The following is a 25,023-nucleotide window of genomic DNA, read 5'->3' on the forward strand; positions in this document are numbered from 1 at the left end:
ACTCTTCTCACCTGTTTTTATCTTTCGCGTACGTTGACAGGTCTTATGCAGTAAACTTGGTTAACATGGTTGCAACTTCCGCACGAGTGGCGGTGCTCTGCGGATTGAGCGCGCCATCACTGCCTTGCAAAATGCCCTTTTGTACACAATACTTCATAGCATCCAATGCCCAATCGGATACCTGGTCGCTATCCGAGAATCCAGACAGGCTGGCGGTTAAGTCACTGGGCGCGCCATCATACTGATACAGCATGTAGGCGAGTTCTTCCCGCGTAATATTTTCATCTGGTTTGAAAGACGTGCTTTCCAAATCCTTCAGCAGGCCCTTTTCCCAGCTCCAAAGCGCGCCGCTTGCATACCACTGCGAAATATCCACATCGGTGAACGGGTTATTGCCACTGATGGAGGGGGAGCCCGCAATGCGGTACAGAACCGATGTCATCATGCCACGGGTCATTTCCCCGTTCGGTTCAAAGGTTGTAGCACTCGTACCAGAGAGATAACCCTTTTTCACACACGTCATGACGTATTGCTTGCCCCAGTGGCCATCCAGGTCAACAAATGGGGTATCGCGCGTCGTCGAGCCGACCAGGTCATAGGTGCATACCGAACGATAAGACGTGTTTAAGACCACTTCATACTGGCTATCTTTATCAATGTCTGCTACAACAGGAGCCGATTTTACGCCATTGGTTTGCGCATTGGAGCCGTAATAGCCCGGATACGTTGTCGGCAGCTGCGTGCGGGTGATCAGCTTCAGATTGCTGTCGAGCACATACAGAGAACCATTCACGCCGGTATTTTCACTGGTGACATCATGTGGGCCTTCTGCACGGCTGTCCGTCCAGGAACCAAAAATGATTTCCTGTTTTCCATCGCCATTGATGTCCTTACAAACCGGCTTGGCGGCATATTCTGCCACACTGGCCGTGGTGGCCGGCAGGGTGAAGCTCTTCATCTGCTGGTCGAGCGTGAAGCAGTACAGCTTGCCGTCATAGGAGTTAAAGAGGATTTCCTTGTTGCCATCGCCATCCAGATCGGCCGTCACCGGCTCGGACATGACAAAAGAAGCAACTGAGTTGGTCGCGTCTTTGAGCCGGCCGCCCAGACCGCTGGGGAAGGACGTCCAGTCAAAGCCCTTTTCCGGATTGACATAGCGGGTACGATCGCCGTTAAAGACGCAAACGGTCATATACTGGCTCTTGAGCCAGAACATATTCGCCACATCCTGGGTGTCCATGACAATACCTGTCACAACGATTTCCATGTCGCCATCGCCATCCAGGTCATCGATCACCGAGCCAGCATGACCAAATTCCATGCACAGGCGTTCGGTCAGCGAAGTTTTATTCTGGTCGGTATCCCAGCCGCGCTGTGCAACCATCCGCTCGTGACCATAGTCCAGATAGGTTCTCACATATCCCCAGGGATGCGCGTCTCCAAATTCAGACGCATTGGCCATGACAAGCGAACCGTCGATCTCATAGGCCTGAATGCAGCGGTTATCCGTAGGAACGATGATTTCCGGCAAGTTATCACCGTCAATATCGCCGGTGGAAATGCCATTGCCAAATACACCATAGCTTTCTGCTATATCGATCTGAGAGCCCGAAAGCTGCGGCCAGCCGGGAAGCTGGTTGCCACGGCAATCATACGCCCAAACGCTGGTTTCCGATGCGACACCGCAGCCTACGATGATCTCATCGGTGCCATCCCCGTAAAAATCGCCGATTGCTACCGAGCGGATGGAACCATCCATGCTGATGTACTTGGGCCAGCCGGGTTTAAAATAACCGGTGTAGTCCAGCACCGAAATACAGTTTTTATGGACGGAAATGATTTCTTTCCAGCCATCGTTATCGATGTCGTCTACGATTGCATCGCACCAGGCACCGCCGACATTCCCGTACGTTTCGGGCTCATAGGACGAGGTGCGATCCTTTCCCGAGTTCACACGCCACTTGGTTTGACCGGTTGTGGCATCGGTCACGGTAATAGCGGACGAGACACTAATCACTTCATCTTTTCCGTCGTTGTTCAGATCGGTCACAATCGGCGCACAATAATAGGCTTCATTCGTGTATTTTGTGTGGGATGCTCCCGAATACAGATATTTTGCTTGTGCTGAGATAGATGCTGCCTGCGCGGGCAAAGGGCATAGGCTGAGTGTCAGTGCCATCGCACTCAAGCAGGCAATTCCTTTGCGCATGGACAATTTCATAACGATTCCTCCTGATTCTCAACAGTCTGCCGGGATATAGTTTACAACAGATGATTGTTGCATTGCACAAGTTGTGTTTTAAAAATACATCTCCTTTCATCCAAAATGCACTATTTTTATTTTAGCGTGTTACCAGATGCTCTGTCAATCAATTCAAGGAAATATTTTCTTAAAAAGACAATGCTTTTGAGTTTCCCGGGAAATAAACCGGGATGTAACGCAATCGCGCATGAAGATTGGGACATAAAAAAAGAACTGCACACCTTTACAGGTTGCAGTTCTTTTTTGAAATAACCGGTTAGGCAGCCCCATTAAACAGGCTGGTCGTGGGTTCTGGCTGCTGGAACAGCTTTGCGGCATTGTCCTGGTTTGCACGGGTTGTCGTACGAGTCGTACCTCCCGAAACATATACCTTGCCGCACTCCGGGCAAATATCGGTATAAAGCGTAACCGATTGGCTGACGACCTCACGGTTTTCCTGCTTTGCCTGGGACTGCTCACGCATGACATGTTCCTGTTCATGTCCGCGTACCGCAGCAGCAGCCTGCGAAGGGTCAATATTCGTCGGCGTTTTGTAAGAAACCCCCGGATCATCCGAGCCGTCTTGATATTTACGCTCCTTACAGGTCTGGCATTCGCTTTCTTCCATCACTTCCTGCGCAGACTTCATTTCACTTTGTGCTGCGTTTTCTGCACTGTTATCCTCTTGTCCGAGATATTGGATGCGATTACGTACTGCCATCTCGGTCGGGTCCACACCTTCTCGGACGGTAGGAAGCTCTGGCTCCCCGAAAGACGGGGTAGTGCCATACTGTACCGTAGGCACAGCTGTGACGGGCGGCACGGGTGTACTTTGTGCAGCCGCTATCCGTCCAATTCCATCCACACGGCTGGCGCTATTCGATTGATAGGATGTATTGAAACGATAGGTATAGGCACGTTCTGCACCAATCAAATTGATCAACGTTCTCACCCTTTCTGTCTTTTGAAATCTTATCAAAGACCGTTCTTCTGATTACCTTTATTGTACCCTGCTCTGGGAGGTTTCTCAAGAGAAACTTTGTGTTGCATAAATGAAAGGCAATTTTCCCCAAAAAGGAACCCTGCAATATGGCTTGACATAGGGTAAACGCCGCGGCTATTATCATCGCCATCACAAACCCGCCAGAAAGCGGGACAAAGGAGGATACGCGATGAACAAGAATTTTACCATTCCGGCGTTTGCCGAACCAATCACGGGCCTACCGGATACGCCGACCTGCGCCGCTAATGAACTCAAACGCCGGTTCCAGGCCCCGGCAGATGAAGTCCGCACGGCGCACAATGCCCTGGCCGAAGCGCACGAAACGCTGGGCGCCAAAGTCGAAGGCATTGTCGCCGAGACCTTTGCCGGAGCCATTCACGAGAATATGTTCGACGAAGAACTCGCCGAAAAACTCAACGGTAAGGCAGACGAAACTAGTGTTACCGAACAGATGGCAGCAGAGGCAACCGCCCGCGAGGCATTGGAAAACGCGAACAGCAATGCACATAGTTCTTTGCAGCGCGATATTGCGGCCAAATGTACGATTGCCACCGGGACGTTTACCGCGACTGGCGACACCATGGAAATTACCTTGCCATTCACACCTACGGCAGTCGTGCTTTCGTCGGAAAGCTATGACACGTTTATGGTGCCACAGGGCTATAAATCCAATTACAATAGCGTTATCGCTGCTGAACTACGTGGGAATAAAGTCATCATGCACAGTACCCCGCTTTTGAATACCGCGGGCCGTCTTTGTTACTATCTCGCGTTGCAATGAAAAAGGAAAACCCCCTCGAAAGAGGGGGTTTTCGATTGTACTGAGACCGAATTACTTATGCAGCAATCGTCAGAGTACCAGCGCCAGTTACCGTAAATACGTTAGCGGCATTATTATTGGAGATAGCCGAACCGCTGGTAACAGAGGAGGTCATTCCAGTATAAGTCGCGTCATACGTATCGGTAGATGCACTCTGGGTAACAGTGATCTTGGTGCCTACAGGAACCTTTACCGTTACTTCCGTATCGTCAGCAACCGTGATGGCCTGATCTCTCGTACCGTCGCCCAGCTTGAAAGTAATGGTATCCGTACCCTGGGTACCCTTCAGAACAACATTTACAAACGCAGTGTCAGCAGCAACTACGCTGTAATCCGCACCAACGTAGAAGGTATAGTCAGCAGCAGCAGCCGAATCCGCTGTTGCAATACCGCTAACAACAACCTTGGCGCCCGGAACCATCTTGGTATTAGAAGACAGATCCATGGTATACAGGTAGGAACCAACATCCGTCAAGGCAGTGCTGCTGAATGCTGTCTCTTTATTCGTTGCATCCGGAGCATATACTGTTGCCTTACCTACATTGGTCTGTACAGCCTTATCCAGCTGGATGTTGAACTTGCCAGCAGCAGCGCCCTTGGTCACGTTAGAGATAACCGGAGCGGCAGCCTTGGTGTCTGCAGATACACCAGCAACCGTGATAGCATTGTTAGTGCCATCCGCCTTGCCTGCAAATGTTACGGTCTGAGCGGCGCCCTTCTTCAGTTCGCCAGCCGGGAAAGTAACAACTGCGGTATCATCCTTATCCAGATTGGATGGAGTCAAAGTAATGGTTGCACCCTTGGTCAGGGTAGCATCCGAACCGGTGTACTCAACTTTTGCAGTGACAGCTTCACCCTTAGCGTATACGTCCTTGGTCGTGGTGATCTTGAAGTCACCAATCGTAGACACACCGGTAGCGGTACCAGTTACTGCAGTGCCAGGAGCTACAATACCAGCCTGACCAACAACAAAGGTTACAGTACCCTGTGCACCATTTGCCAGAACTTCGAGGGTGTAGGTACCCGGGGTGACACCGGTGCTGCCAGTTGCAATCGTCACGCTCTGGGATTCACCAGCACCAAATACACTTACTTGAATCGTCGCAGTGCTCTGAGTAACAGTGGCCTTGGTGGAATCCAGTACACGAATCAGATTATTCGATACCAGGTTGCCCGTCGAAGCCGGCAGATCGCTCACTGTAAAGGTAACAGAATCGCTCTTGCTTGCCAGCATATCGATGGTACCAAACTTAATGTTGCCGGTAACTTCACCGCCAGTGTTGCCGCCGGTGCTACCGCCGCCCGTGGTAGTGTCTTCCATGCCGTCGAATACGCCGGTGGAGTCGATAACCAGAACTTCGATATCAACATCGTCAGAACCAGCTTCATTCATCAGCCAGAATGCGTTAACAACCCAAGTGCCGTCCGCCTTCTCCTCTGCCTGCGGCAGCTTATCGCCGTAGGTGTAAGTCAGGCCAATCTTGTTGTCGTTATCCGCCTTGGAGTCAACCAGCAGAACGGTGGTATCTGCGGTTACATTGAACTGATTGCCATTTACTGCGATGTACTTAGTCGCTTCCTTCGCTTCGTTACCTGCACGGTACAGCGAAGTCGTGTTCAGGGAGCCGGTTGCATTCGTTGCATCCTCAACGGTACCGTACTTGGTAACATCGTTAATGACGCCGTTGGTGATGGTCGAGTAACCAATCAGGGTGCCCTTTGCACGGTCGCCCTTGGAGTACGAGGTGTTCTCGGTAACGGTTACATTTTCAGAGCCAGTCCAAATGGTGTACTGGGTATCGCCGGAAGAGGTGCGAGAACCGTCGGTTACGATGTAGCCGTAGTTGTCGCTGGACTTGCCGGTGATGCTGGTGCTATTAACCAGAACAGACGCCATCATGACGCGGGTCAGGCCGTTGCTCTCCTTGGTGAAGGAAGCATAAACATGACCTACACCGTTATCGCCCAGGTCTGTATCGCTATTTACCATAGCGTTGAACTGCTTACCGGTGATTTGCTTGGAGCGGCCGTTGTTATCGAACAGCACGATCGCTGCGTTGTCATCAACCTTGATACCGCCGATCTTGTCGTTGGACGGATCTGCATCCAGCTTCTTATTAGAAGTCTGGGAAGCTGCATTGGTAACATCCGTGATGACTGCCTGATAGCCGTTGTACTTCTTGGCTTCCAGCTTTTCAATCTTAAAGGAGTTGTCCGAACCAGAGGACTTGTAAGCTACGCCAACAACCGGCTTGAAGTTTACATCATCGTCCAGGGTAACGGTCTTGGAAGAGCCATCGAAGTAGCGAACCTTAATCTGGTCGCCGTTCAGGGAGTCGCCAGAGCCAGCAACACCAGTTACAACAACGATGTTGCCCGGGAAGGAGCCAGTGCCGTCGTCAGTATCCAGATCCAGAACGACGCCATTGAATACGTAAGCCTTAACGGTATCGCCAGTGCTAACGTCGGTATCTTCGGTCGCCATATTGTACCAGTTACCGTTTAGTTCGTACTGTACATAGTCGTCCTTTTCCTTGTAGCCGGTCAACTCGCCCGTGATGACCTCAGCCTTTACGATGTCCTTGCAGCTATCGTACAGGTTTTCGGAAATAACAGCGTAGTCGTCCTTTGCCAGGTTTTCGTCGATGTTCTCTTCGTCCATGTCGTAGGACTTGCCACCAGCAGTGATCTTATCCGAACCAACATAGGTGACTTCTGCATCGGTGTAGGTGGTTACGATAGCGGTATCGATCTTGCCGTTCTCGTCGGTATCAACGAAGGTAACGGTATTCATCGAAACCTTGTTAGCAGCCGTGTCATCGAAGTAATCCAGCGACTTGCTTACCGCGGTAGCGCCATCGATGATGGTTGCGATCTTGTTTGCGTCATCTACGGTGTAGCTCTTGCCGTCAAACTTGATCTTATCGCCATCGCGCTCGGTCTGGTTCAGACGGGTGTTGTAAACTGCGTCTTCGCCGATCGGGTAAACACCGATTACGTCGTTGGTCTTCTGATCGCGGAACATGACCTTAACCTTGTGACCCAGCAGATCCGAATAGTTCTTCGGGAGCTTGGTGAAGGAAACATCCGTAGTATCGGAATCTTCCTTGTCGCTTGCGCTCTGGCTGATGGTCAGGTTCTGGCCGTTAATGGTAGACAGAGTACCAATGTTTACGTACAGCTTGAGGTACTTAACACCAACGGTGTCATAGTCCTTGCCAACCAGGTTCTGATCGGAGTAGCCGTTCTTGTCGTCCGACCACTGAACTGTGTTTGCCTGGATCATGTTGTACATGAGCTGGGCAGCCCACTGACGCGGGCAAGCAGCGGTGATGGTGGTGTTAACGCCATCCAGGATGCCAGCTTCGGTAGCGATCGAGATGGTCTTGGTGGACCAGGTCGAGCCGCCGATGTCAGCCTTGGCCGGGTCATAACCCATCACGCGCAGGCACATCAGAGCCAGCTCTACGCCGGTTACGTCACGGTTCGGCTCAAAAGTAGTAGCCGAAGTACCGGATACAATACCAGCAGCCTGGCAGTGCTTTACATAGCCAGCGTACCAAGCGTCAGCCGGTACATCCTTGAAAGTAGTCTGCATATCCTTGTATGCATCTGCATTGTCGCTATTCGTACGGATCGAGTAGATCATACGGCAAGCTTCCGCACGGGTAATGGTGTCGTTCGGGCGGAAGGAACCGTCCGGATCGCCAGCCATAATGCCGAGCGTAGAGAGCATATCAACAGCTTCGGTTGCCTGGATGTCAGCCGAATCTGTGTATGCCGCGCCAGCTGTCGCCATCATGGTGAACGCCATGGCGAACGCCAGTACCAGCGCGAGAACCTTTTTCAGATTCTTCATAGGTTTTTTCCTCCTTTTTATTTTCGGGGCGGGGAGCCCCTTTGTTCGAGAACTAGTTTACCACCCGTTTTCGCCCGCGTCAACGGATTTAAAGGAGGTGTAACACAGGTGTAATATTGCGGCGTGCATTTCCCTTTACAGGGCATATATGTTGTGGAAAAGACTGTGGATAGCACAAAAACCGCGTAAATTCGGCGGCTTTCATGGAAAGGAAATGTGTTACATCCAGAGGCTGCTTTTGTTTCCTTAGATGTCGCTGATCTCAAGCAAGCCGCCCATGCGCCGGGCCATGCTGACCTTGTCGCTGTATTGCACATGGGCATAAATGTTGGCGGTGGTACTGATGTCAGCATGGCCGAGCCATTCCTGAATCTGCCGCAGAGAAAATCCTTCGCGGAGTAATAAGGTTGCCGCCGAATGGCGCAGGTCGTGCAGCCGGATGTGCGGCAGGCCGGCCCGGCGGCAGACTTTGGTAAATTCCTGGGATATGTAATCGGGCCGCAGGGGGGTGCCATCGTCACGGGTGCAGATATAATCACTTTTTTGATAATTTTTTCCGTAAACACGCTTCATATCCTTCTGATGACGGCGTAATTCGCTCAAATAGCGCCGCATATCCGGGGTGAGCGGCAAGGTACGGTAACTGGACTTGGTTTTGACCTGATCGCTGTAAATCACATGGCCGCGGGTGGAAACCGCCGTATGATTGATGGTAATGGTACGGGCTTTGAAATCCACCGCGCTCCAGCGTAGACCGACGGCTTCGCTCCGGCGCAATCCATAGGTTGCGGCCAAAACAAAGGCCGGTTCGGCCGGAGAATTGCGCGCTTCTTTGAGAAAACGGTTGAGTTGGGACAAATCATAGACTTTTCCGATGAATTTTGTCCGTTTGGGCAGCAGGACGTTATCGGATGGATTGTGGGTGATCAGCTGCATGGTGACCGCATATTTCAGACATTTGTGGACGATCGAATGAAATTTGACGATGGAAGTGGGGGAATAGCCTTCTTCATACTTCAAATTTGCGAAATTTTGAAAATCCGATGGCCGGGCATTATTCAGGGTGATGCCATGGGTGCGGTAATACGGTTCAATATGTTTGCGGAACATATACCAATAGCTGTCCAGGGTATTGGTTCGAACCTGGCTCTTCATCATCCCCAGCCAGCTTTCCATGAAATCGGCAAGCAGAATATCTCCATCCACTGGGGGAGCTTGATCCGATTTTACCGGCTGCGTGTCCTGAAAACACACATGCAGACATCCGTTTTCTTCAAAATATTCTGGCTTTTTCATGAATGCAACTCCTTTTCCTTTGGCTTCAATGAATATAGTAAAAATATAGCATGAATTTCGTTGGATAAATTCGACGAAATTCGACGAATATTTTTTCTCCCCTTTCTGGAATGCCGCTTGACAAGCGAAATTTTCTCGGCTATTATCATGGGAAAAATCAAACGAAACCGAAAATTTGAAACGATCGGTTTTTCAAAAAAGTTTGGGAAACAATAATAGATGTCATGAAAATCAGGACGGGAAATAAAAATGCTTGCTTTCAACACTCATGTGAAAAAGGTTCTTGCGCTGGTACTGGCGTTCGCCATGGCATTCACCATGATGGCGACAGCCGGCGCAGCATACACGGACCAGGCCGACATTGAAGCGACCGAAGCCGTGGAAATGCTCAATGCGCTCGGCGTAATGACCGGCGATCCGGATGGCTCCTTCCGTCCGAACGACACCATTACCCGCGCAGAAGCTTGCCGTATGATCTACACGATCCGTACGAATAGCGACGACGCATCTGCATATGCAAACATGCAGACCACTTTCAAGGATGTACCGGCTGACGCTTGGTACGCTGGCTATGTTAAGCATTGCCAGGCTGCTAACATTGTATCCGGTACTTCGGCTACTACTTTTGAGCCGAACCGTGATGTAACTGGCGTAGAACTGGCTCTGATGTGCCTGCGCGTGATGGGTTACGACCCGGCCAAGGCTGACATCGGTGGCTCGACCTGGTCCACCAAGACCATCGGTCTGGCAACCGAGGCTGGCATCCTGGACGGTGTCAACACCACCATCACCGCTGCTTGCCCGCGTCAGTGGGCTGCTCAGCTGATGTATAACACCATCGGCGCTCCGACCGTTCAGTGGTCTACCGACTCGAATTCTTACAGCAAGTACTTCGAAGATGGTACTGAGCGTGACTCGGTTGGCAAGGAGTACCTCAAGCTGTGGACCAATGTTGGTACGCTGGAAAAGGTAGAAGATGACAACCTGTGGATCTCGCAGGATGCCAGCGATGTTGCAGACAGCGATAACGAAAAGACCTCGTTCACCAAGCTGAGCCAGGATTACACCTCTCTGCTGGGCCAGAAGGTCAAGGTTATGTTCCGCGACAACAAGACCAACAGCGTAATCGGCGTTTATGCTCTGGCAGACAACGCATCTTACACGGTTAACCTGAAGGACATTGAGAAGGACGGCGACAAGGTTAAGTTCGACGGCAAGTCTTACGCATTTGAAAATGGTAAGAAGATCAATGTTCAGACCGTAACCGAAGATGGTACATTCTCTGAGGATGGCCTGACTTGGACTTCTGCAAACTTTGATAAGTATGCAACCGACGCAACTGACACCAAGGTCAATCCGGCAACCGTTACCTTTGTAGATAGCGATGGCAATGGCAAGCTGGATCGTGCATATGTAACTTACTACAAGACTGCAGAAGTTACTTATGTTGGTTCTGACCGTATCGTTGCAGGCACCACCTACAACATGGATGACGAAAACATCGCTGACGACATCGAAGCGGATGATTTCGTTGCAATCTCGTACAACCGCTACGACGACTGCCGCGACATCGTAAAGGCTGAGGTTGTTACCGATACCCTGAACTCCAGCAAGGACAAGACCGATTATCAGCAGTTCCAGATTGGCGATACCTGGTACAACATTGCTGATAACAAGGCAAGCGAAGTTTCGGTTGGCGATACCGTAAAGGCTTACATTGTTGCTGGTGTTATTGTTGACATCGAGACCAACGACGGTGCAGCTCTGCCGTCCAACATCGCAGTTGTTGTTGGTACCGGTAGCGGCGACACTCTGAACGGCGACCAGGTTAAGCTCCGTTACTTCGACGGCACCCTGAAGACCGTTACCCTGTCTGACAACACCACTGTACCGATGGTAGAGGGCCGCGCTTATAAGGTATCTGGCTCGGATAGCAACACCACTCTGAAGGATGTAGAAGAGAATCAGAAGTACAACGGCTTCTCCTCTCTGGTATTCCCGACGTCCTATACCCCGGCTACTGTTTCTGTTTCTGCTTCCACCATCGATGGCAAGGCTGTAGCAGATGATGCTGCAATCGTTGTTTATGACAAGGATGGCCGTTCTAAGGTAATCACCGGTAAGCAGTTCAACGATCTGTCTGCAACTGCTCCGATTGAAAGCAATGGACAGGCTGCATTTGTTAAGGAGTCTGGCGGTCTGAACCGTATCCGCCTGGCTTCGATCGAAGTAACCTCTGGCAAGACGATCAGTGATGTAACTGGTACCTCGAACGATAACTACGGCTACATCATCGACGGTGCTAAGGTAGTAGCTGGCGACGACATCCAGTACACCATCTGGAATGGTTCTGGCGATCCGATCGTTGTGAAGGAAGAAGGCGTAACCGTTTCTGAACGTCAGGAAGACATGGTAATCGGTTACTCTGGCGTTGACGCAGACGGCTACATCCAGGATGTTGATGATGACATCATCGATCTGTCCGCCAAGATCAGCACCGGCTTTAACGCTAGCAGCGATGGTTCGAATACCAGCAAGGCATTTGTTGGTTCCAACGCTGCAGCAGAAAAGAGCTATGTTTCGGTTGACAACACCAAGCTGAATGTCACTGCGGATACCAAGGTTATTCTGGTTGACACCAGCAAGAGCGGCAACGACATGGCTATCCCGTACTCCTACAACTCCACCACCCTGACCAAGGCAGCTTCTTCTGACAAGATGAACGTTGCGTTTATCCTGGACGAGGCAGTTAGCAACGGTTCGGCAGATCTGGAGATGCTGGTTGTTGATGTAAACGGCGAATTCGACGGCTGGTATGAAGATACCACTGGCGACGACACCGAGGAAACTCCGGACGGCACTGAGTATGCAGACGATGCTGCTCTGAAGGCTGCTCTGAAGAAGGGTGATGTTGTTGCAACCGGTGTAATTCCGGCTGGCACCTACGCTTCTAACTCTGAACTGACCCTGAACAATGCCGTTCTGGACGGTAAGGTTACTAAGACTGGTGATGTAACGCTGGCTGGTGAAACTCAGTTCGTTAGTGAAGGCGCTCTGGAAGTAACCGGTACTCTGACCATCAAGAGTGATGCAAAGGTTGATCTGTCTAAGGTTACAGCAAAGGGTGCTATTGTTGATGAGCGTGCAGAAACTGCTACTTCTGATGTAGTCGCTCTGTTGAAGAACTCTTCGGACGTAACCGTTCAGAAGGCTACTGTTGACAACACTGTTACTGTAACTGGCAAGAAGCTGACCGTCGTTGGCGTACTGACTACTGGCACCACTCTGCCGACTGCAACCGCAACTGAAATCAGCGCAGCAAGTGTTGATGCTTCTGCCGCAACTTCTGTAGATGCAGATGCACTGACGAAGCTGCTTGGATGGGCTAAGGCAGTAACTGTCGACGATGTAACCGTAGGTTCCTCGGTTACCGTTGATGAAGGCAAGACTCTCGTTGTAAACGGCGACATCACTTCTCTCACCAATCTGTCTGGTAAGGGTAATGTGACCTACAAGAACGTTACTATGACAGCCGACGAACTGAAGGCTGCTCCGGTAGTAACCAATGTTGCAGTTGATAAGTTCGAAGTAGGAGCTAAGGTTGTTCTGACTTTCAGCAAGCCGCTGGATAAGACTACTGCTGAAACCACGAGCAACTATACCTTTGCTGACGGCACAAGCCAGCCGACTGTAGCAAGTGCAGAACTGAGTGAGGATGGCAAGACCGTTACGATCACTACTGCGACGAATGCGATCGAGGGTAGTGCAACCACTCTGACTGTTGGTACGAGTGTTAAGGACTTTGCCGATGTTGTTTTCACTACGACTAATGCAAAGGTAAGCTTTGGCGCAACCTATGATGCTGAGCACACTATCGGTAATGCTTGATTAATGGCGACTAAATGAAGCTATTTAAGAAAATCCCCCGAGAGAAATCTCGGGGGATTTTCTATTTTTATCGAAACGCAATGTAACGAAAGATGGTTTCATCCATGTTGCCGGCGCTGTTAACGTTAAAATATAGTTTTGCTTCAAATCCATTGGATGTAATGCAGATATTATCTGCATCCATGCCATCTATGGCTAGATTCATCATCTGCGGATCGTAATAGTTGCCGCTCCAGCGTGCGCTAGCTACCAATACTGCCTTTGGCCGAAACCCCAGAGAGATCGTCTGTGTTTTATCAAGGCCAGTGCCTGTATAAGTGCCTGTTACAATGGCGCATTTGGCTGCAATTTGCGTTTGTAGTACATTATCTGCCTTCATACGATTGGATTCCTCCGTAGAAAGTGCCTGAATCTGCGCATCCAGTGCAGTTTGATCGGCCTTCCCATTGAGCTTCTCTGTGAGGTCTCCATCCAACATGCTCTCATGGATCGCGCCGACAAATGCTTGGGTTACAATGCCTTCTACCTTTATATCCAATGCTTCATGTGCTTGGGCCAAGGCGTTGTGCGCCTCGCGGACTTCATCCGCTGGCGCTTGGAAACGGCGTTTGAGTTCAGCTGCTTCACAGGTCGGCGTATCCGGTAGACTGGTAATTGGCTCGGCAAATGCTGGAACAGTAAAGTTTTGATTCATCGTTTATCCTCCTTTCCCCGCTTTAAACAGGGATATGATGACGATGATAATAGCCGTAATTTTTTATTTTTGTCAAGCCATATTCGGTAGGTTCATTTTCTATGGAAATTGACCTGCTGCTTGCAGGATGCGAAATAGGGAATATATGAATCCTAACTTCATAAGCTAATCGTCTGCAATAGATATATACTATATAATAAGGGAATCATGTAACCGTCATTGAGGGAGATTAACTGGTATCTTGTTTCAGATATAACATCACGACAATTCCAAAGCAAGAATTTCCATCATGATTTAATTCCGTATACGGCAGATGCAAAATTGTTACCGCTAGCGAATATGGAAATTATTTAAATTTTATGATTTATTTTTCAACAAGTTGGAATATATGCATTCCAATATTTTCAAAAATGTAAGGAATATCACATTAAAAACAGATGTTTTTTTAAAGAGAAAAAAACATTATTCAAAAAAATTCGGTATTTTATCCATTTTCAATTAAAAAGAGTATCCATCTCTTCGAAAAACGCATACTTGGCACATGTCAAAAAGGTTCTCGCGCTGGTACTGGCATTCGCCATGGCGTTCACCATGATGGCGACAGCTGGCGCGGCATACACGGACCAGGCCGACATTGAAGCGACCGAAGCCGTGGAGATGCTCAACGCGATCGGTGTAATGACCGGCGATCCGGACGGCTCCTTCCGCCCGAACGACACCATTACCCGCGCAGAAGCTTGCCGTATGATCTACACGATCCGTACGAATAGCGACAATGCAGATGCATACAAGAATATGCAGACCACTTTTAAGGATGTACCGTCTGATGCTTGGTACGCTGGCTATGTAAAGCATTGCCAGGCTGCTGGTATCGTATCCGGTACCTCGGCTACCACTTTTGAGCCGAACCGTGACGTAACCGGCGTAGAACTGGCTCTGATGTGCCTGCGTGTTATGGGCTACGACCCGGCCAAGGCTGACATCGGCGGCTCGACCTGGTCTACCAAGACCATTGGCCTGGCAACCGAAGCTGGCATCCTGGAAGATGTAAACACCACCATCACCGATGCTTGCCCGCGTCAGTGGGCTGCACAGATCATGTACAACACCATCGACGCTCGCACCGTTCGTTGGTCTAACGACTCCGAGACCTACACCGATCTGGACATGGGCGGCAATCCGCTGGATCGCGTTGGTAAGAAGTACATGAAGCTGTACGTAAACATTGGTACTCTGACCACCGTTAGCAAGCAGGATCTGACCATTTCTATGAGCAAGAGCGATGAAGCTGACAGCGATGATTCGACCATCAAGTCCTTCACCAAGCTGGGTCAGAACTACTCCTCGCTGCTGGGTCAGAAGGTTAAGGTTCTGTACCGCGATAACAAGCCCAACGATGTCATCGGCGTTTATGCAACCGAAGAAAATCAGACTTACGAAACCGTTATGAACGCTGTTTCGGAAGATGCTGGCAAGGTTAAGTTTGACAGCAAGACCTACTCGGTTGAGAACACCGGTATCGCTGTTTATGTAGACGGCGTTCGCATTGCACCGTCGTCCAGCGACCAGACTGGCAACTTCAAGGCAACTGACTTTGCTGATACCGCTTCGCTGCTGAACGGTTCCCGCGTTAAGTATGGTACGGCCGACACCATCGCTCGCACCATTGCTAACAATGTTTCGGCTGATGAAGTGAAGTTCGTAGACTCTGACGACAACAGCAAGATCGATACCGCAATCGTAACCACTGTTGAGGTTAAGAAGGCTTCCTACGTATCTTCTGACGAGATCGTAGCTGGCGGCGAGACCTACAAGTACGAAGATCACAACATCTCTGAGGATGTAAAGAAGAACGACTATGTTGTTATTCGTGCAAACCTCTTTGATGATTGCAAGGACATCACTCCTGCTCAGAAGCTGAGCGGCGTGAAGGTAACTGGTACCAAGGAAAGCCCGACGAAGTACCTCATCGACGGCACCTGGTATGTAGAAGGCGTAGGCGCTGAAATGAACAGCGTGAAGTCCGGCGATACCGTTGACGCTTACGTTGTAAACGGCGCTGTATTCTACGCAAAGCGTTCCTCTGGCGAAAATGCAACTCTGTCTGACGTGGCAATCGTTCTTTCGATTGGTACCGATATCCAGGGCGACAAGGTTAAGATCCTGAAGCTCGATAGCAACACCACCGAAATCGTTGACATCGACAACGATCCGGGCAGCGACTACGTTGCAAAGGACAAGTTGGTTGCGGGTGCTGTTTATGAATACTCTGTAAAGAGCAGCAAGTACCGCTTCAAGACTCTGGATAAGACTGCTGATTACTTTGGCGACTACACTTCTCTGAATGACGGCGCTCCGGCTACCGTTACCGCTTCTGATGGTCTGCTGGTAGAAGGTGCTGCTGGCGCAGACAAGACCATCGGCGGTGTAACCGTTGCGGATTCTGCTAAGGTTGTCCTGATTGACAATTATAAGAAGGCTGTTCCGACCAAGGATGTTGATTACAAGATCATCAATGGTAAGCAGTTCAAGTCCCTGACCGTAGGCTCTTCTACCGACAATGTTTACACCAACGGCGGTATCGCAGCATTCACCTCTAAGGTTGACGGCGTGAAGCGCGTAACCTACGCAGTAGTAGGCGTTAATGGTATTGCGGATAACTTCGTAACCAACGACAACTACGGCTACGTTGTAGAGGATTCCTACAAGTCGGATAACGGCTACGTAGTATACACCATCTGGAATGGTACTGAAAATGTAAAGGTTCAGGAGAAGGGCAGCACGACTCGTCAGAAGGGCAAAGTTCTGGGCTACTCCAAGGTTACCACCGAAGAAGGTCTGGCTGACGGCGTTGTTGGCACCATCGAGGATGTTGATGACAGCTTCGGTCTGCAGGACGGTACCGTTTATGGCGTAAATGATGCACAGACCAAGATTTCTCTGGATGGCAAGAACCAGAACGAGATTACTTCGGATACCGTAGTTCTGTACGTAGATACCAAGGACCACAAGGGTTATGCAAACGGAGAGATCCAGGAAGCTGATGAATTCAATGACGTCAAGATTACAAACGTTATGTACAAGTTGGATGGTACTACCGCAGATGCAGATGTATCTGTCCTGATTGTTGACGTAAAGAACAATCTGCGTGGTGAGTTCAAGTACAACTTCGGTGCAGGTTCTACGGCTGACGACATCAACAAGGCTCTGACCAAGGGCGACGTTACCATCAACGGCGCTCTGGATGCAATGACCCTGGATGTTCCAAAGGGTAACACACTGTCTATTACTGCTACGCAGACTTCTGCCTTGACAATTAATGTAGAAGATGGCGCAAAGCTGCAGATTTCTGCAGATGCTGCTGTGGCAGAAAATTCCACCCTGACGGCTAAGCCGGGCGCATCGGTTGTCGTTGCAGGCACTCGAGAAATGGTTGGCCCGAATAGCCTGTCCTCTGCGGGCAACATTTCTCTGAAGGTTCTGGCTGACAATAAAATGGAATATACCCTGACGGCTGATGCTGTTGTTGCTGGTAATATGGAGATTGCTGGCGGCGACCTGCTCAAGGGTGCATTCAATGTCACTGGTAAGGATGGCGCTAAGATTACAGTTTACAAAAGCGCTACTCTGACCACTAATGAGTGGAAGCTGAATGTGAATAGTGAAGGTGTAACACAGGTAGTAGCTAACAATAGCTATATTTGGGGTGGCAGCGACTGGACTAAGGCTAGTCTCTAATCTTTCTATCACGTCCAAAACCCCCGAGGATTTCTCCTCGGGGGTTTTCCCTTTTACTTAAACGCAATATAGCGGTACGGCGCAGCATCCGCCGAGTCGCGGTAGTCATTGTAGGCCACGGAGAACCCTTTCTCGTAGATGCTCAGATCATAATGCGGCACATCCGGCAACGCTAAGCGGATGGGAGAAACATAATTCCCCTCCGGCAGACGCGCCAGCAGCAGGACCGCCTTAGGCTGAAATCCCAACTCCACATAGTCGGTTTCTTCGGTTTTGCTGGGCGTATAAGTGCCAAAATAAAGTTCGCATTTCTGGGCTGTCTGTGTTTCAGCCGTTGTCAGGCGGCTGTCCAGAGCTTCATGTGCGGCCGTATTTTCTTTTTGATCGGCTTTGCTATCCAGTTCCTCTCGCACCGCAAGAGCCAGCATATCGCGCGTGATTTCGCCTGTGAAGGTCTGCGCACGGTATTCATCCATGCGATCCTCCAGGATTTTGCCGTCGTCGCATATGCCGTTGAGAGATTCTCGGAGCTCTTCCGGACAGGCATCAAACCGGGCTTTGAGCTCAGATGCTGTCAACGTCGGTGTATCCGGCAAGTCGGAAATACGGTTTTGAAAGGCAGAGATTTTTCGTTCGGTGAACATATTGATGAGTCCTCCTTTGATTTGGGATTTGCCGCTCATAATAGCTTCCAAATTTGCAAGATGTCAAGCCATATTGCAGGGATCATTTCCTGGGAAAATTGCCCTCTCGATATGGCTTGACAAAGATGAAACGCCGCGGCTATTATCATCGCCATCATGAACCCGCCACAAAGCGGGACAAAGGAGGATATGCGATGAATACAAACTACACCATTCCGGCGTTTACCGAGCCGATTACCAGCTTGCCAGACACACCGACCTGCGAAGCGGCCGAACTGAAGCGCCGGTTCCAGGCCCCGGCGGATGAAGTGCGCGAGGCGCATAACGCTCTGGCCGAAGCGCATGAAAAACTGGATGAAAAGGTCGAAGGTATTGTCACAGAGACCTTTACCGGCGCCATTCATGAGAACATGTTCGACGAAGAACTCGCCGAAAAGCTCAATGGAAAGGCCGATGAAGAGTCAAACCAAGAGGCTCACATGGCATTGGACACCCGTTTGAAAACTGCAGAAACCAAACTAACCGTACAATCTGGCCAGATATCGCAAAAATCCGAAGTATATTTTGGCACCTATACCGGTACGGCCGATCCACATACTGGCATCGGCAACCAAGTCATAACATTGGGGTTTACTCCCAAAGCCATTTTGGTGCTGCGCCACGGTGTGGATATTCAAGAAGATACCTGGTCATACGGTGGAATGGCTTTGACCGGACACCCCGCAATGCGGGGACAAGACCCTGCGTTGGAAATCGTAACCAATGGATTCAAGGCCTATTCGGGCAATAACAGCACCAGCAGTACACGAATTCGTCTGAACGATGACAGCGACCAATATTACTATTTTGCATTTAAGTAATAGCATAAAAAGGGAAAACCCCCTCGAAAGAGGGGGTTTTCGTAATGCGGTGGTATCAAGTTGATACAGGCTTAGGCCTTCATTGCGCCTACCCAGCCGATCGAACCAGCAGAAGTACCGCAGCTAGACGTAGCTACATACTCAACGTTAGTCTGAATCTTACCAGCATCCGTGATAACAGTGGTCAGAGCACCAGTAGCATAGAAGCCACCAGCAGTATTATCGCTCGTCTCGATCTGAGTCGGAGCCACCAGGAACTTCAGAGTCGTACCAGCAGCAGTCGGAGCTGCCAGCTTGGACTTGTCATCCATCTGGTAGTTGATGATGATCTTGCTGTTACTTGCGAAAGAAGTCATCGCAGCAGCAGGGGCAGCATCGAACTGGAAGGTACCCTGTGCCAGAGCCAGCGCAGTCTGCGCACCCTTGAAGGTGATCTTCGCATCAGCGCCGCCCGTTGCAGCCGTACCGGACATAATAGCAATAGTCAGGTCGGTCTTGTCGGTCAGAGTTGCATAAGTGCCAACCGTTGCGCCCGCTGCAACCAGCTTCGTGGTACCAGTAGAACCAGCGTTAGTGGTCAGCGTGGTGATAGCAGTAACCGAATCCGGCAGGGTTACGCTTGCATCTGCACCCATGGTCAGAGCATAAACGGTATTAGCAGCGGAAGTTTCAACCGAAGTATTAACATTCAGTGCACCATTAACCGTCAGCAAAGTAGCAGCGCCCTTCAGAGAACCAACAGTCCAATCGCCGTTCAGCGTAGAGCTTGCACCCAGCGTTGCAGTACCGCCAACGTTTACCGTGGTATCAGCATCAGAAGCCGCAGTACCCAGATTAACATCCTTGGTAACATTCAGGGTCTTCTTCGCCATAGTGGCGGTTACCGTACCAGAAACATCCTGTACCGTGATATCGCTGGACTTCGTCAGCATGGTATCAACGTCAGCAGCCGTCGTGGTAGCACGGTTATCAACAATCTTGTTCGCTGCAACCAGCTTGCTCATGTTGTTGATGGTGGTAGCTACCGGGGTGCTATCCGTGGTCTCCTTGGTGATGTTCAGCGTGCCCAGAACTTCCAGAGAACCATTCGAACCAAACAGCGTGGTGCCATCCAGCGTTACATCGCCGGAAGTAATAACATCACTAGTAATGGTTGCATTCTTCAGGGTCAGGGGGTTCGTGGTGGTGTAGGTGCCGGTCGGAATTGCACCAGTAGCAACTACAGGACCATTGTCAAGAGCCTTTTGCAGATCAGCCGCAGAGGAGTAAGTGCCGCCTACAGCCGGAGTTGCACCCGTAGATACATTTACAGCGCCAACGATCTTGATGCTCTCGAACTCGCGGGTTTCGCCAGCAGCCAGCGTGTAGTTCACAACGTCAACGCCGTTCACAGTCACAGTAAGTTCGCAAGCATTGCGTGCAGTGACGCGCAGGTTCATGAGCGCATTGTCGTAAATGTTTGCACGTTCGCCAGCAGCCCAGGTTTCGCCGGTAGCTGCATTGGTCCATTCGATCGAGGACAGATCAGCAGGAGCAATGGTAGACGGTACCGTTACCGTGTTACCATGCGGTGCTGCATAAACCTGACCAACGATTTCGTTTGCATCAATGATTGCAACCGAATCCTTGATATACAGGATATTGGTGCGGCCGTCCTTCGCCTCAGAAGCCTTGCCGTCTACAATCTTAGTAATGGTGTCATTGTAGGAGTTGGTGTAGATGACGGTGTTGAAGTCCTTCATCTCCAGCTCAGCGCCATTTACTACGATTACAGAGTTGTCATCCTTGACATCCGAGATGGTGCCAGCAGTTGCATTAACTACTTCAACATCGGTGATGACATTCTTGTCGTCAACCGTCTTGATGGTGGAGTAACCAACAACAGTACCCTTGATGAACTGGGTAGCGTTGGACTTGTCAGCCCAAACGGTTACAGCATCAGCAGAGGAGTCGCCGGTGAACATCTTGAACTCGATGCCGCCGTCCTTATTGACTGCATCGGAAACGATAAAGCCGTAGTTTGCGTTGGAAACCAGACCAGTCGTATCACCAGCCCAGTCTGCACCCGTGTAGCAAACTGCTACAACAGAAGCACGCTTCAGGCCGTTTACATCCGAAGAGAATGCACCCAGAACGGTAGTGCCCAGGTTGGACACATTCAGCTTACCGCCGTTGCTCTTCAGCTGCTTGCCGGTGATGTGCATGATCTCGTAGCCCTTAATATCAAGCGGATTGGATTCGTAAGAGCCGCTATTAGCAGCATCCAGCGGAGCGTACAGGATGATGTCTGCGGAATCAGCGATTTCTGCTACACCTGCTACAAATTCCGGAGCTTCCGTGCCAGTGATGATATCGCTGGTCGTAGCGGTTGCATTCAGCGTATGGCCGGTAGTACCTTCATAGGTGTAGTCGCCGTAGTAATCCTTGTGATCCTTGTTCGCTACTGCATCGGCCGCTGCCGTCTTATTCGCATCGTACTCACGTACCGGGAACAGTTCGTACTCGTCGCCAGACTTGTTGAACTCGTAGAACTGACCAGCAACGATCTGAGCTTCCTTGGTGCCATCTGCGCTGTTATCAGCGTTGTAGTACTTGTCCTTCAGGGTAACGGTGCTCTTGGTGCCGTCAGGCATCATGACAACAGCCTTGTCGCTGGACAGACCATCCTGGCCAACCAGGGCCACGAACAGAACGTCAGACAGGGTAGCCTCGCCAGTTACCTTCTTCGCGTAGAACAGAATGTTGTTGACTACAACGTACTCTGCATCGTTGCCAGCCTTTACAGAAGCATTGATTTCAGAGCGGTCGGTGTAAGCCTTGTACCAGTCTTCGCCGATCTGGTAGTCGGTGTAAGCCGAGCTTGCACCCTTGGTTGCATTTACAGTACCAGTTGCCTTTTCTGCAACAACGATGTCCAGGTTCTCGTTGTACAGGTTCTTGGTGATGATAACGAAATCATCCTTCTCGACATCTGCTGCGATGTTTTCTTCCGCAGTCTTGTAGGTCATACCACCAACATTGTCGCCGAGAACGTCAGCGATAATCTGGGTGCTGGATACAAAGGAAACCTTTGCAACCTTAACGGTCTTGATAACTGCGGTGTCGATCTTGTTGTTGTTGTCCGAGTCAATCAGGGTAACAACGTCAGCCGACTGGCTGTCCTTGAAGTCAACTGCATTCCAGTTCTTCTCAGAAGCTACACCATCAACGATGGTGATAACGCCCTTGGATTCCAGGGTGTACAGGGTGCCGTCAACCTTGATCTTTGCATTTTCGGTTTCGATCTGGTTCTTGTAAACAGTCAGGATCGAGTTCTCCGGAATTGCATATACGCCCAGAACAGCATTGGTCTTGCCGTCGCTGTACATAACCTTAACCTTCTGGCCGAGCAGAGAGGTATAATCCTGCGCAACTGCAGTGAAGCTATGTACGCCAACCTCAGTGTTGTCGCTATCCTGTGCATCGCTGGTGCTTACATTGATGGACAGATCCTTGCCATCAACCAGAGTCAGGGTACCAACATCGGTCCACAGGTCGAGATATTCACGACCAACAGACGGACGCTTCTTGCCATCATCAAAGTACTTGGTGTAAGAGTTGGTATCCGTAGACCACTGAACGGTAGAAGCCTGAACCATGTTGTACATGAGCTGAGCAGCCCACTGACGCGGGCAAGCTGCGGTTGCCGAAGTGTTGACATCCTTCAGCAGGCCAGCTTCGGTTGCCAGACCGATGGTCTTGGTGGACCAGGTCGAGCCGCCGATGTCAGCCTTAGCCGGGTCATAACCCATCACGCGCAGGCACATCAGTGCCAGTTCAACCGTGGTTACATCACGATTGGGTTCGAAAGTGGTTGCCGAAGTACCGGATACAATGTTGGCAGCCTGGCAATGCTTAACATAGCCAGCGTACCAAGCATCCGCCGGTACATCCTTAAATGTAGTCTGCATATCTGCATATGCATCCGCATTGTCGCTATTCGTACGAATCGAATAGATCATGCGGCAGGCCTCCGCACGGGTAATGGTGTCGTTCGGGCGGAAGGAGCCGTCCGGATCGCCGGTCATTACACCGATCGCATTGAGCATTTCCACGGCTTCGGTCGCTTCAATGTCGGCCTGGTCCGTGTATGCCGCGCCAGCTGTCGCCATCATGGTGAACGCCATGGCGAACGCCAGTACCAGCGCGAGAACCTTTTTGACATGTACCAGAGCAATATTTATGGAAAAAGTTTTTTCGTTTTTCTGGTAAAATCCATCGAAAGATGAAATATTTTTATGCTTTTTAATTTACTCACTATATGCAAGTGATGTAGGCCATATTATAATTTCAGACGCATAGCTGTTTGAGTAAAGAGAAACATTATTATTTATAAAGTCTCATAAGCAATGCCATGGACATTTAACATACTGCCATATCGGGTCGTTCATTTCTCATGGAAATTGTCCGCTTGTTATGCAAAAACCCCGACTGTTCCGGAAAACAGTCGGGGGCTTGTTTATTCTTCGGTGCGTTTGCCGATAGGAACATATTTGCGGTCTTTGATGATGGGCTTGTACGCCGGACGGATGATCTTGCCGCCGGTCATAACTTCTTCCATCCGATGCGCCAGCCAACCGGCGATGCGGGCCGTGGCGAACAGCGGGGTAAACATTTCACGGGGAATGCCCAGCATATGATAGACAAACCCGGAATACATATCCACATTGGCACACATGACTTTGACATCGTCGCCGCGTACTTCGGCAAATGCCTGGGGTGTGAGCCGTTCCACCGCTTCGATGAGGGCCATTTCTTCGGTCTTGCCCAGCTTTTCCGCGAGCGGACGGGCAGCTGCCTTGAGTGCGACCGCACGCGGGTCACTCAGGGTATAGACGGCATGGCCCATACCATAAATCAGGCCCGAATGGTCGCCCGCTTCTTTATGTAAGATCTTCAGCAGATACGCATAGATCTCGTCGTCGTCCTTCCAGTCGGACACATGGGCTTTGATATCGTCGAACATCTGGCAAACCTTGATGTTCGCGCCGCCATGCCGGGGGCCCTTGAGTGCGCCCACTGCAGCAGCAATCGCCGAATACGTATCGGTTCCCGACGAGGAAACGACACGGGTCGCAAACGCCGAGTTGTTACCGCCGCCATGCTCGGCATGGATAATCAGGCACCGGTCGAGCAGCTTGGCTTCCGCATCGGTATAGTTGCCGTCCGGTCGGATGAGGTGCAGGATATTCTCCGCCGTCGAGCGAGCCGGGTCGGGATTGTGCAGATACATGGAATCGCCGTCGAAATAACGCCGTTTTGCTTGATAAGCATGTGAAATGATGACCGGAAACTTGGAAATTAGACTCATCGATTGGCGCATAATATTCTCCGGGGAGGTATCGTCCGGATTGGGGTCATACGAATACAGCGCCAGCGTGGCACCGGCCAGCTTGTTCATAATGTCCCGGCTGGGGGCACGCATGATCATGTCCTCGGTGAAATTTTCGGGCAGTTCACGGGCTTTGCCGATGGCCTGCCGGAAATCAAAAAGCTGCTGCGCAGTGGGCAGTTTGCCCGAAAGCAGCAAAAAGGCCACTTCCCCAAAGCCAAACCGGTTTTCCGATTCAAATCCATGCAGCAGGTCATACAAATCAATGCCGCGATAGCTCAACCGGCCTTGAATGGGTTCGCGCTCGCCTTCGTTGAGCAGGTAACCGTGTACGTTACTCAGTCGGGTGATGCCGGCCAGTACGCCGGTGCCGTCGGCGTTACGCAGGCCGCGTTTGACGCCGTAGCGGGTGAACTTTTCCGGACGAATCGTGTTATACGGCTCTAAATTCGTGCATAGAGTAGAGACAACATCGGAATCGATCTCCCGCATCTGATGGTTCATAGGCATAGGCGTACACTCCTTCTATCCGAATCTATGAGTAATGAATTTATTTTATCGCATTCCTGCAATAAAGTCAATCTGCCTGCGCACGAAAATACCGGGAA

12 protein-coding genes are annotated in these 25,023 nt (G+C 50.5%); 4 read left to right on the forward strand and 8 right to left on the reverse strand.

The genetic code is table 11. The features are described from left to right. Positions 1-43: 43 nt before the first annotated feature. Together EFB11_RS14085 and EFB11_RS14090 are read right to left on the reverse strand one after the other, a co-directional pair. Positions 44-2,221, reverse strand: coding sequence for an S-layer homology domain-containing protein (locus EFB11_RS14085; RefSeq protein WP_122790791.1), 2,178 nt, complete (start codon positions 2,219-2,221; stop codon positions 44-46). A gap of 298 nt (positions 2,222-2,519) precedes the next feature. Then, the gene (locus EFB11_RS14090; protein ID WP_164706785.1) at positions 2,520-3,185 is read right to left on the reverse strand and encodes a hypothetical protein; all 666 of its coding nucleotides are present in this window, start codon (positions 3,183-3,185) and stop codon (positions 2,520-2,522) included. A gap of 229 nt (positions 3,186-3,414) precedes the next feature. On the opposite strand from EFB11_RS14090, the gene EFB11_RS14100 reads away from it, so the two are divergent. Beyond that, complete coding sequence (locus tag EFB11_RS14100) at positions 3,415-4,026, forward strand: hypothetical protein (RefSeq protein WP_122790796.1); 612 nt, start codon at positions 3,415-3,417, stop codon at positions 4,024-4,026. A 55-nt stretch (positions 4,027-4,081) separates the two neighbouring features. Here the strand turns inward: EFB11_RS14100 and EFB11_RS14105 are convergent, their stop codons facing one another. Both EFB11_RS14105 and EFB11_RS14110 read right to left on the reverse strand, forming a co-directional pair. Next, positions 4,082-7,924, reverse strand: coding sequence for an S-layer homology domain-containing protein (locus EFB11_RS14105; protein WP_122790798.1), 3,843 nt, complete (start codon positions 7,922-7,924; stop codon positions 4,082-4,084). 246 nt (positions 7,925-8,170) lie between these two features. Next, positions 8,171-9,220, reverse strand: coding sequence for a tyrosine-type recombinase/integrase (locus EFB11_RS14110; protein ID WP_122790800.1), 1,050 nt, complete (start codon positions 9,218-9,220; stop codon positions 8,171-8,173). Between the two features lie 249 nt (positions 9,221-9,469). On the opposite strand from EFB11_RS14110, the gene EFB11_RS14115 reads away from it, so the two are divergent. Continuing rightward, on the forward strand, positions 9,470-13,108 hold the full coding sequence (locus EFB11_RS14115) for an S-layer homology domain-containing protein (protein ID WP_122790801.1): 3,639 nt from the start codon (positions 9,470-9,472) through the stop codon (positions 13,106-13,108). Positions 13,109-13,175: 67 nt separating this feature from the next. On the opposite strand, the gene EFB11_RS14120 is transcribed toward EFB11_RS14115, so the two are convergent. Then, positions 13,176-13,802: a hypothetical protein gene (locus EFB11_RS14120; RefSeq protein ID WP_122790803.1), complete on the reverse strand. Its 627-nt coding sequence runs from the start codon at positions 13,800-13,802 to the stop codon at positions 13,176-13,178. Positions 13,803-14,336: 534 nt separating this feature from the next. Between EFB11_RS14120 and EFB11_RS14125 the strand changes: the two genes are divergently transcribed. Beyond that, the gene (locus tag EFB11_RS14125; protein ID WP_122790805.1) at positions 14,337-17,540 is read left to right on the forward strand and encodes an S-layer homology domain-containing protein; all 3,204 of its coding nucleotides are present in this window, start codon (positions 14,337-14,339) and stop codon (positions 17,538-17,540) included. A gap of 53 nt (positions 17,541-17,593) precedes the next feature. On the opposite strand, the gene EFB11_RS14130 is transcribed toward EFB11_RS14125, so the two are convergent. Then, on the reverse strand, positions 17,594-18,223 hold the full coding sequence (locus tag EFB11_RS14130) for a hypothetical protein (RefSeq protein ID WP_122790807.1): 630 nt from the start codon (positions 18,221-18,223) through the stop codon (positions 17,594-17,596). Between the two features lie 155 nt (positions 18,224-18,378). Here EFB11_RS14130 and EFB11_RS14135 point away from each other — a divergent pair, with 155 nt between their 5' ends. Continuing rightward, positions 18,379-19,044, forward strand: coding sequence for a hypothetical protein (locus EFB11_RS14135; protein WP_122790808.1), 666 nt, complete (start codon positions 18,379-18,381; stop codon positions 19,042-19,044). 71 nt (positions 19,045-19,115) lie between these two features. Here the strand turns inward: EFB11_RS14135 and EFB11_RS14140 are convergent, their stop codons facing one another. Further along, positions 19,116-23,210 (reverse strand): S-layer homology domain-containing protein, encoded by a 4,095-nt coding sequence (locus EFB11_RS14140; protein WP_122790810.1) that lies wholly within the window; start codon positions 23,208-23,210, stop codon positions 19,116-19,118. 332 nt (positions 23,211-23,542) lie between these two features. Next, positions 23,543-24,919: a citrate/2-methylcitrate synthase gene (locus tag EFB11_RS14145; RefSeq protein ID WP_243115257.1), complete on the reverse strand. Its 1,377-nt coding sequence runs from the start codon at positions 24,917-24,919 to the stop codon at positions 23,543-23,545. Between the last annotated feature and the right edge of the window lie 104 nt (positions 24,920-25,023).

Source organism: Intestinibacillus sp. Marseille-P6563 (genome assembly GCF_900604335.1).
Lineage (GTDB): Bacteria > Bacillota > Clostridia > Oscillospirales > Butyricicoccaceae > Butyricicoccus_B.

Excerpts from the sequence above, each read along its gene's own strand:
- EFB11_RS14100 (WP_122790796.1), top strand. The coding sequence starts at position 3,415 with ATGAACAAGAATTTTACCATTCCGGCGTTTGCCGAACCAATCACGGGC.
- EFB11_RS14130 (WP_122790807.1), bottom strand. The coding sequence starts at position 18,223 with ATGAGCGGCAAATCCCAAATCAAAGGAGGACTCATCAATATGTTCACC.
- EFB11_RS14140 (WP_122790810.1), bottom strand. The coding sequence starts at position 23,210 with ATGGCGTTCACCATGATGGCGACAGCTGGCGCGGCATACACGGACCAG.
- EFB11_RS14120 (WP_122790803.1), bottom strand. The coding sequence starts at position 13,802 with ATGAATCAAAACTTTACTGTTCCAGCATTTGCCGAGCCAATTACCAGT.
- EFB11_RS14105 (WP_122790798.1), bottom strand. The coding sequence starts at position 7,924 with ATGAAGAATCTGAAAAAGGTTCTCGCGCTGGTACTGGCGTTCGCCATG.
- EFB11_RS14110 (WP_122790800.1), bottom strand. The coding sequence starts at position 9,220 with ATGAAAAAGCCAGAATATTTTGAAGAAAACGGATGTCTGCATGTGTGT.
- EFB11_RS14115 (WP_122790801.1), top strand. The coding sequence starts at position 9,470 with ATGCTTGCTTTCAACACTCATGTGAAAAAGGTTCTTGCGCTGGTACTG.
- EFB11_RS14085 (WP_122790791.1), bottom strand. The coding sequence starts at position 2,221 with ATGAAATTGTCCATGCGCAAAGGAATTGCCTGCTTGAGTGCGATGGCA.
- EFB11_RS14145 (WP_243115257.1), bottom strand. The coding sequence starts at position 24,919 with ATGAACCATCAGATGCGGGAGATCGATTCCGATGTTGTCTCTACTCTA.
- EFB11_RS14135 (WP_122790808.1), top strand. The coding sequence starts at position 18,379 with ATGAATACAAACTACACCATTCCGGCGTTTACCGAGCCGATTACCAGC.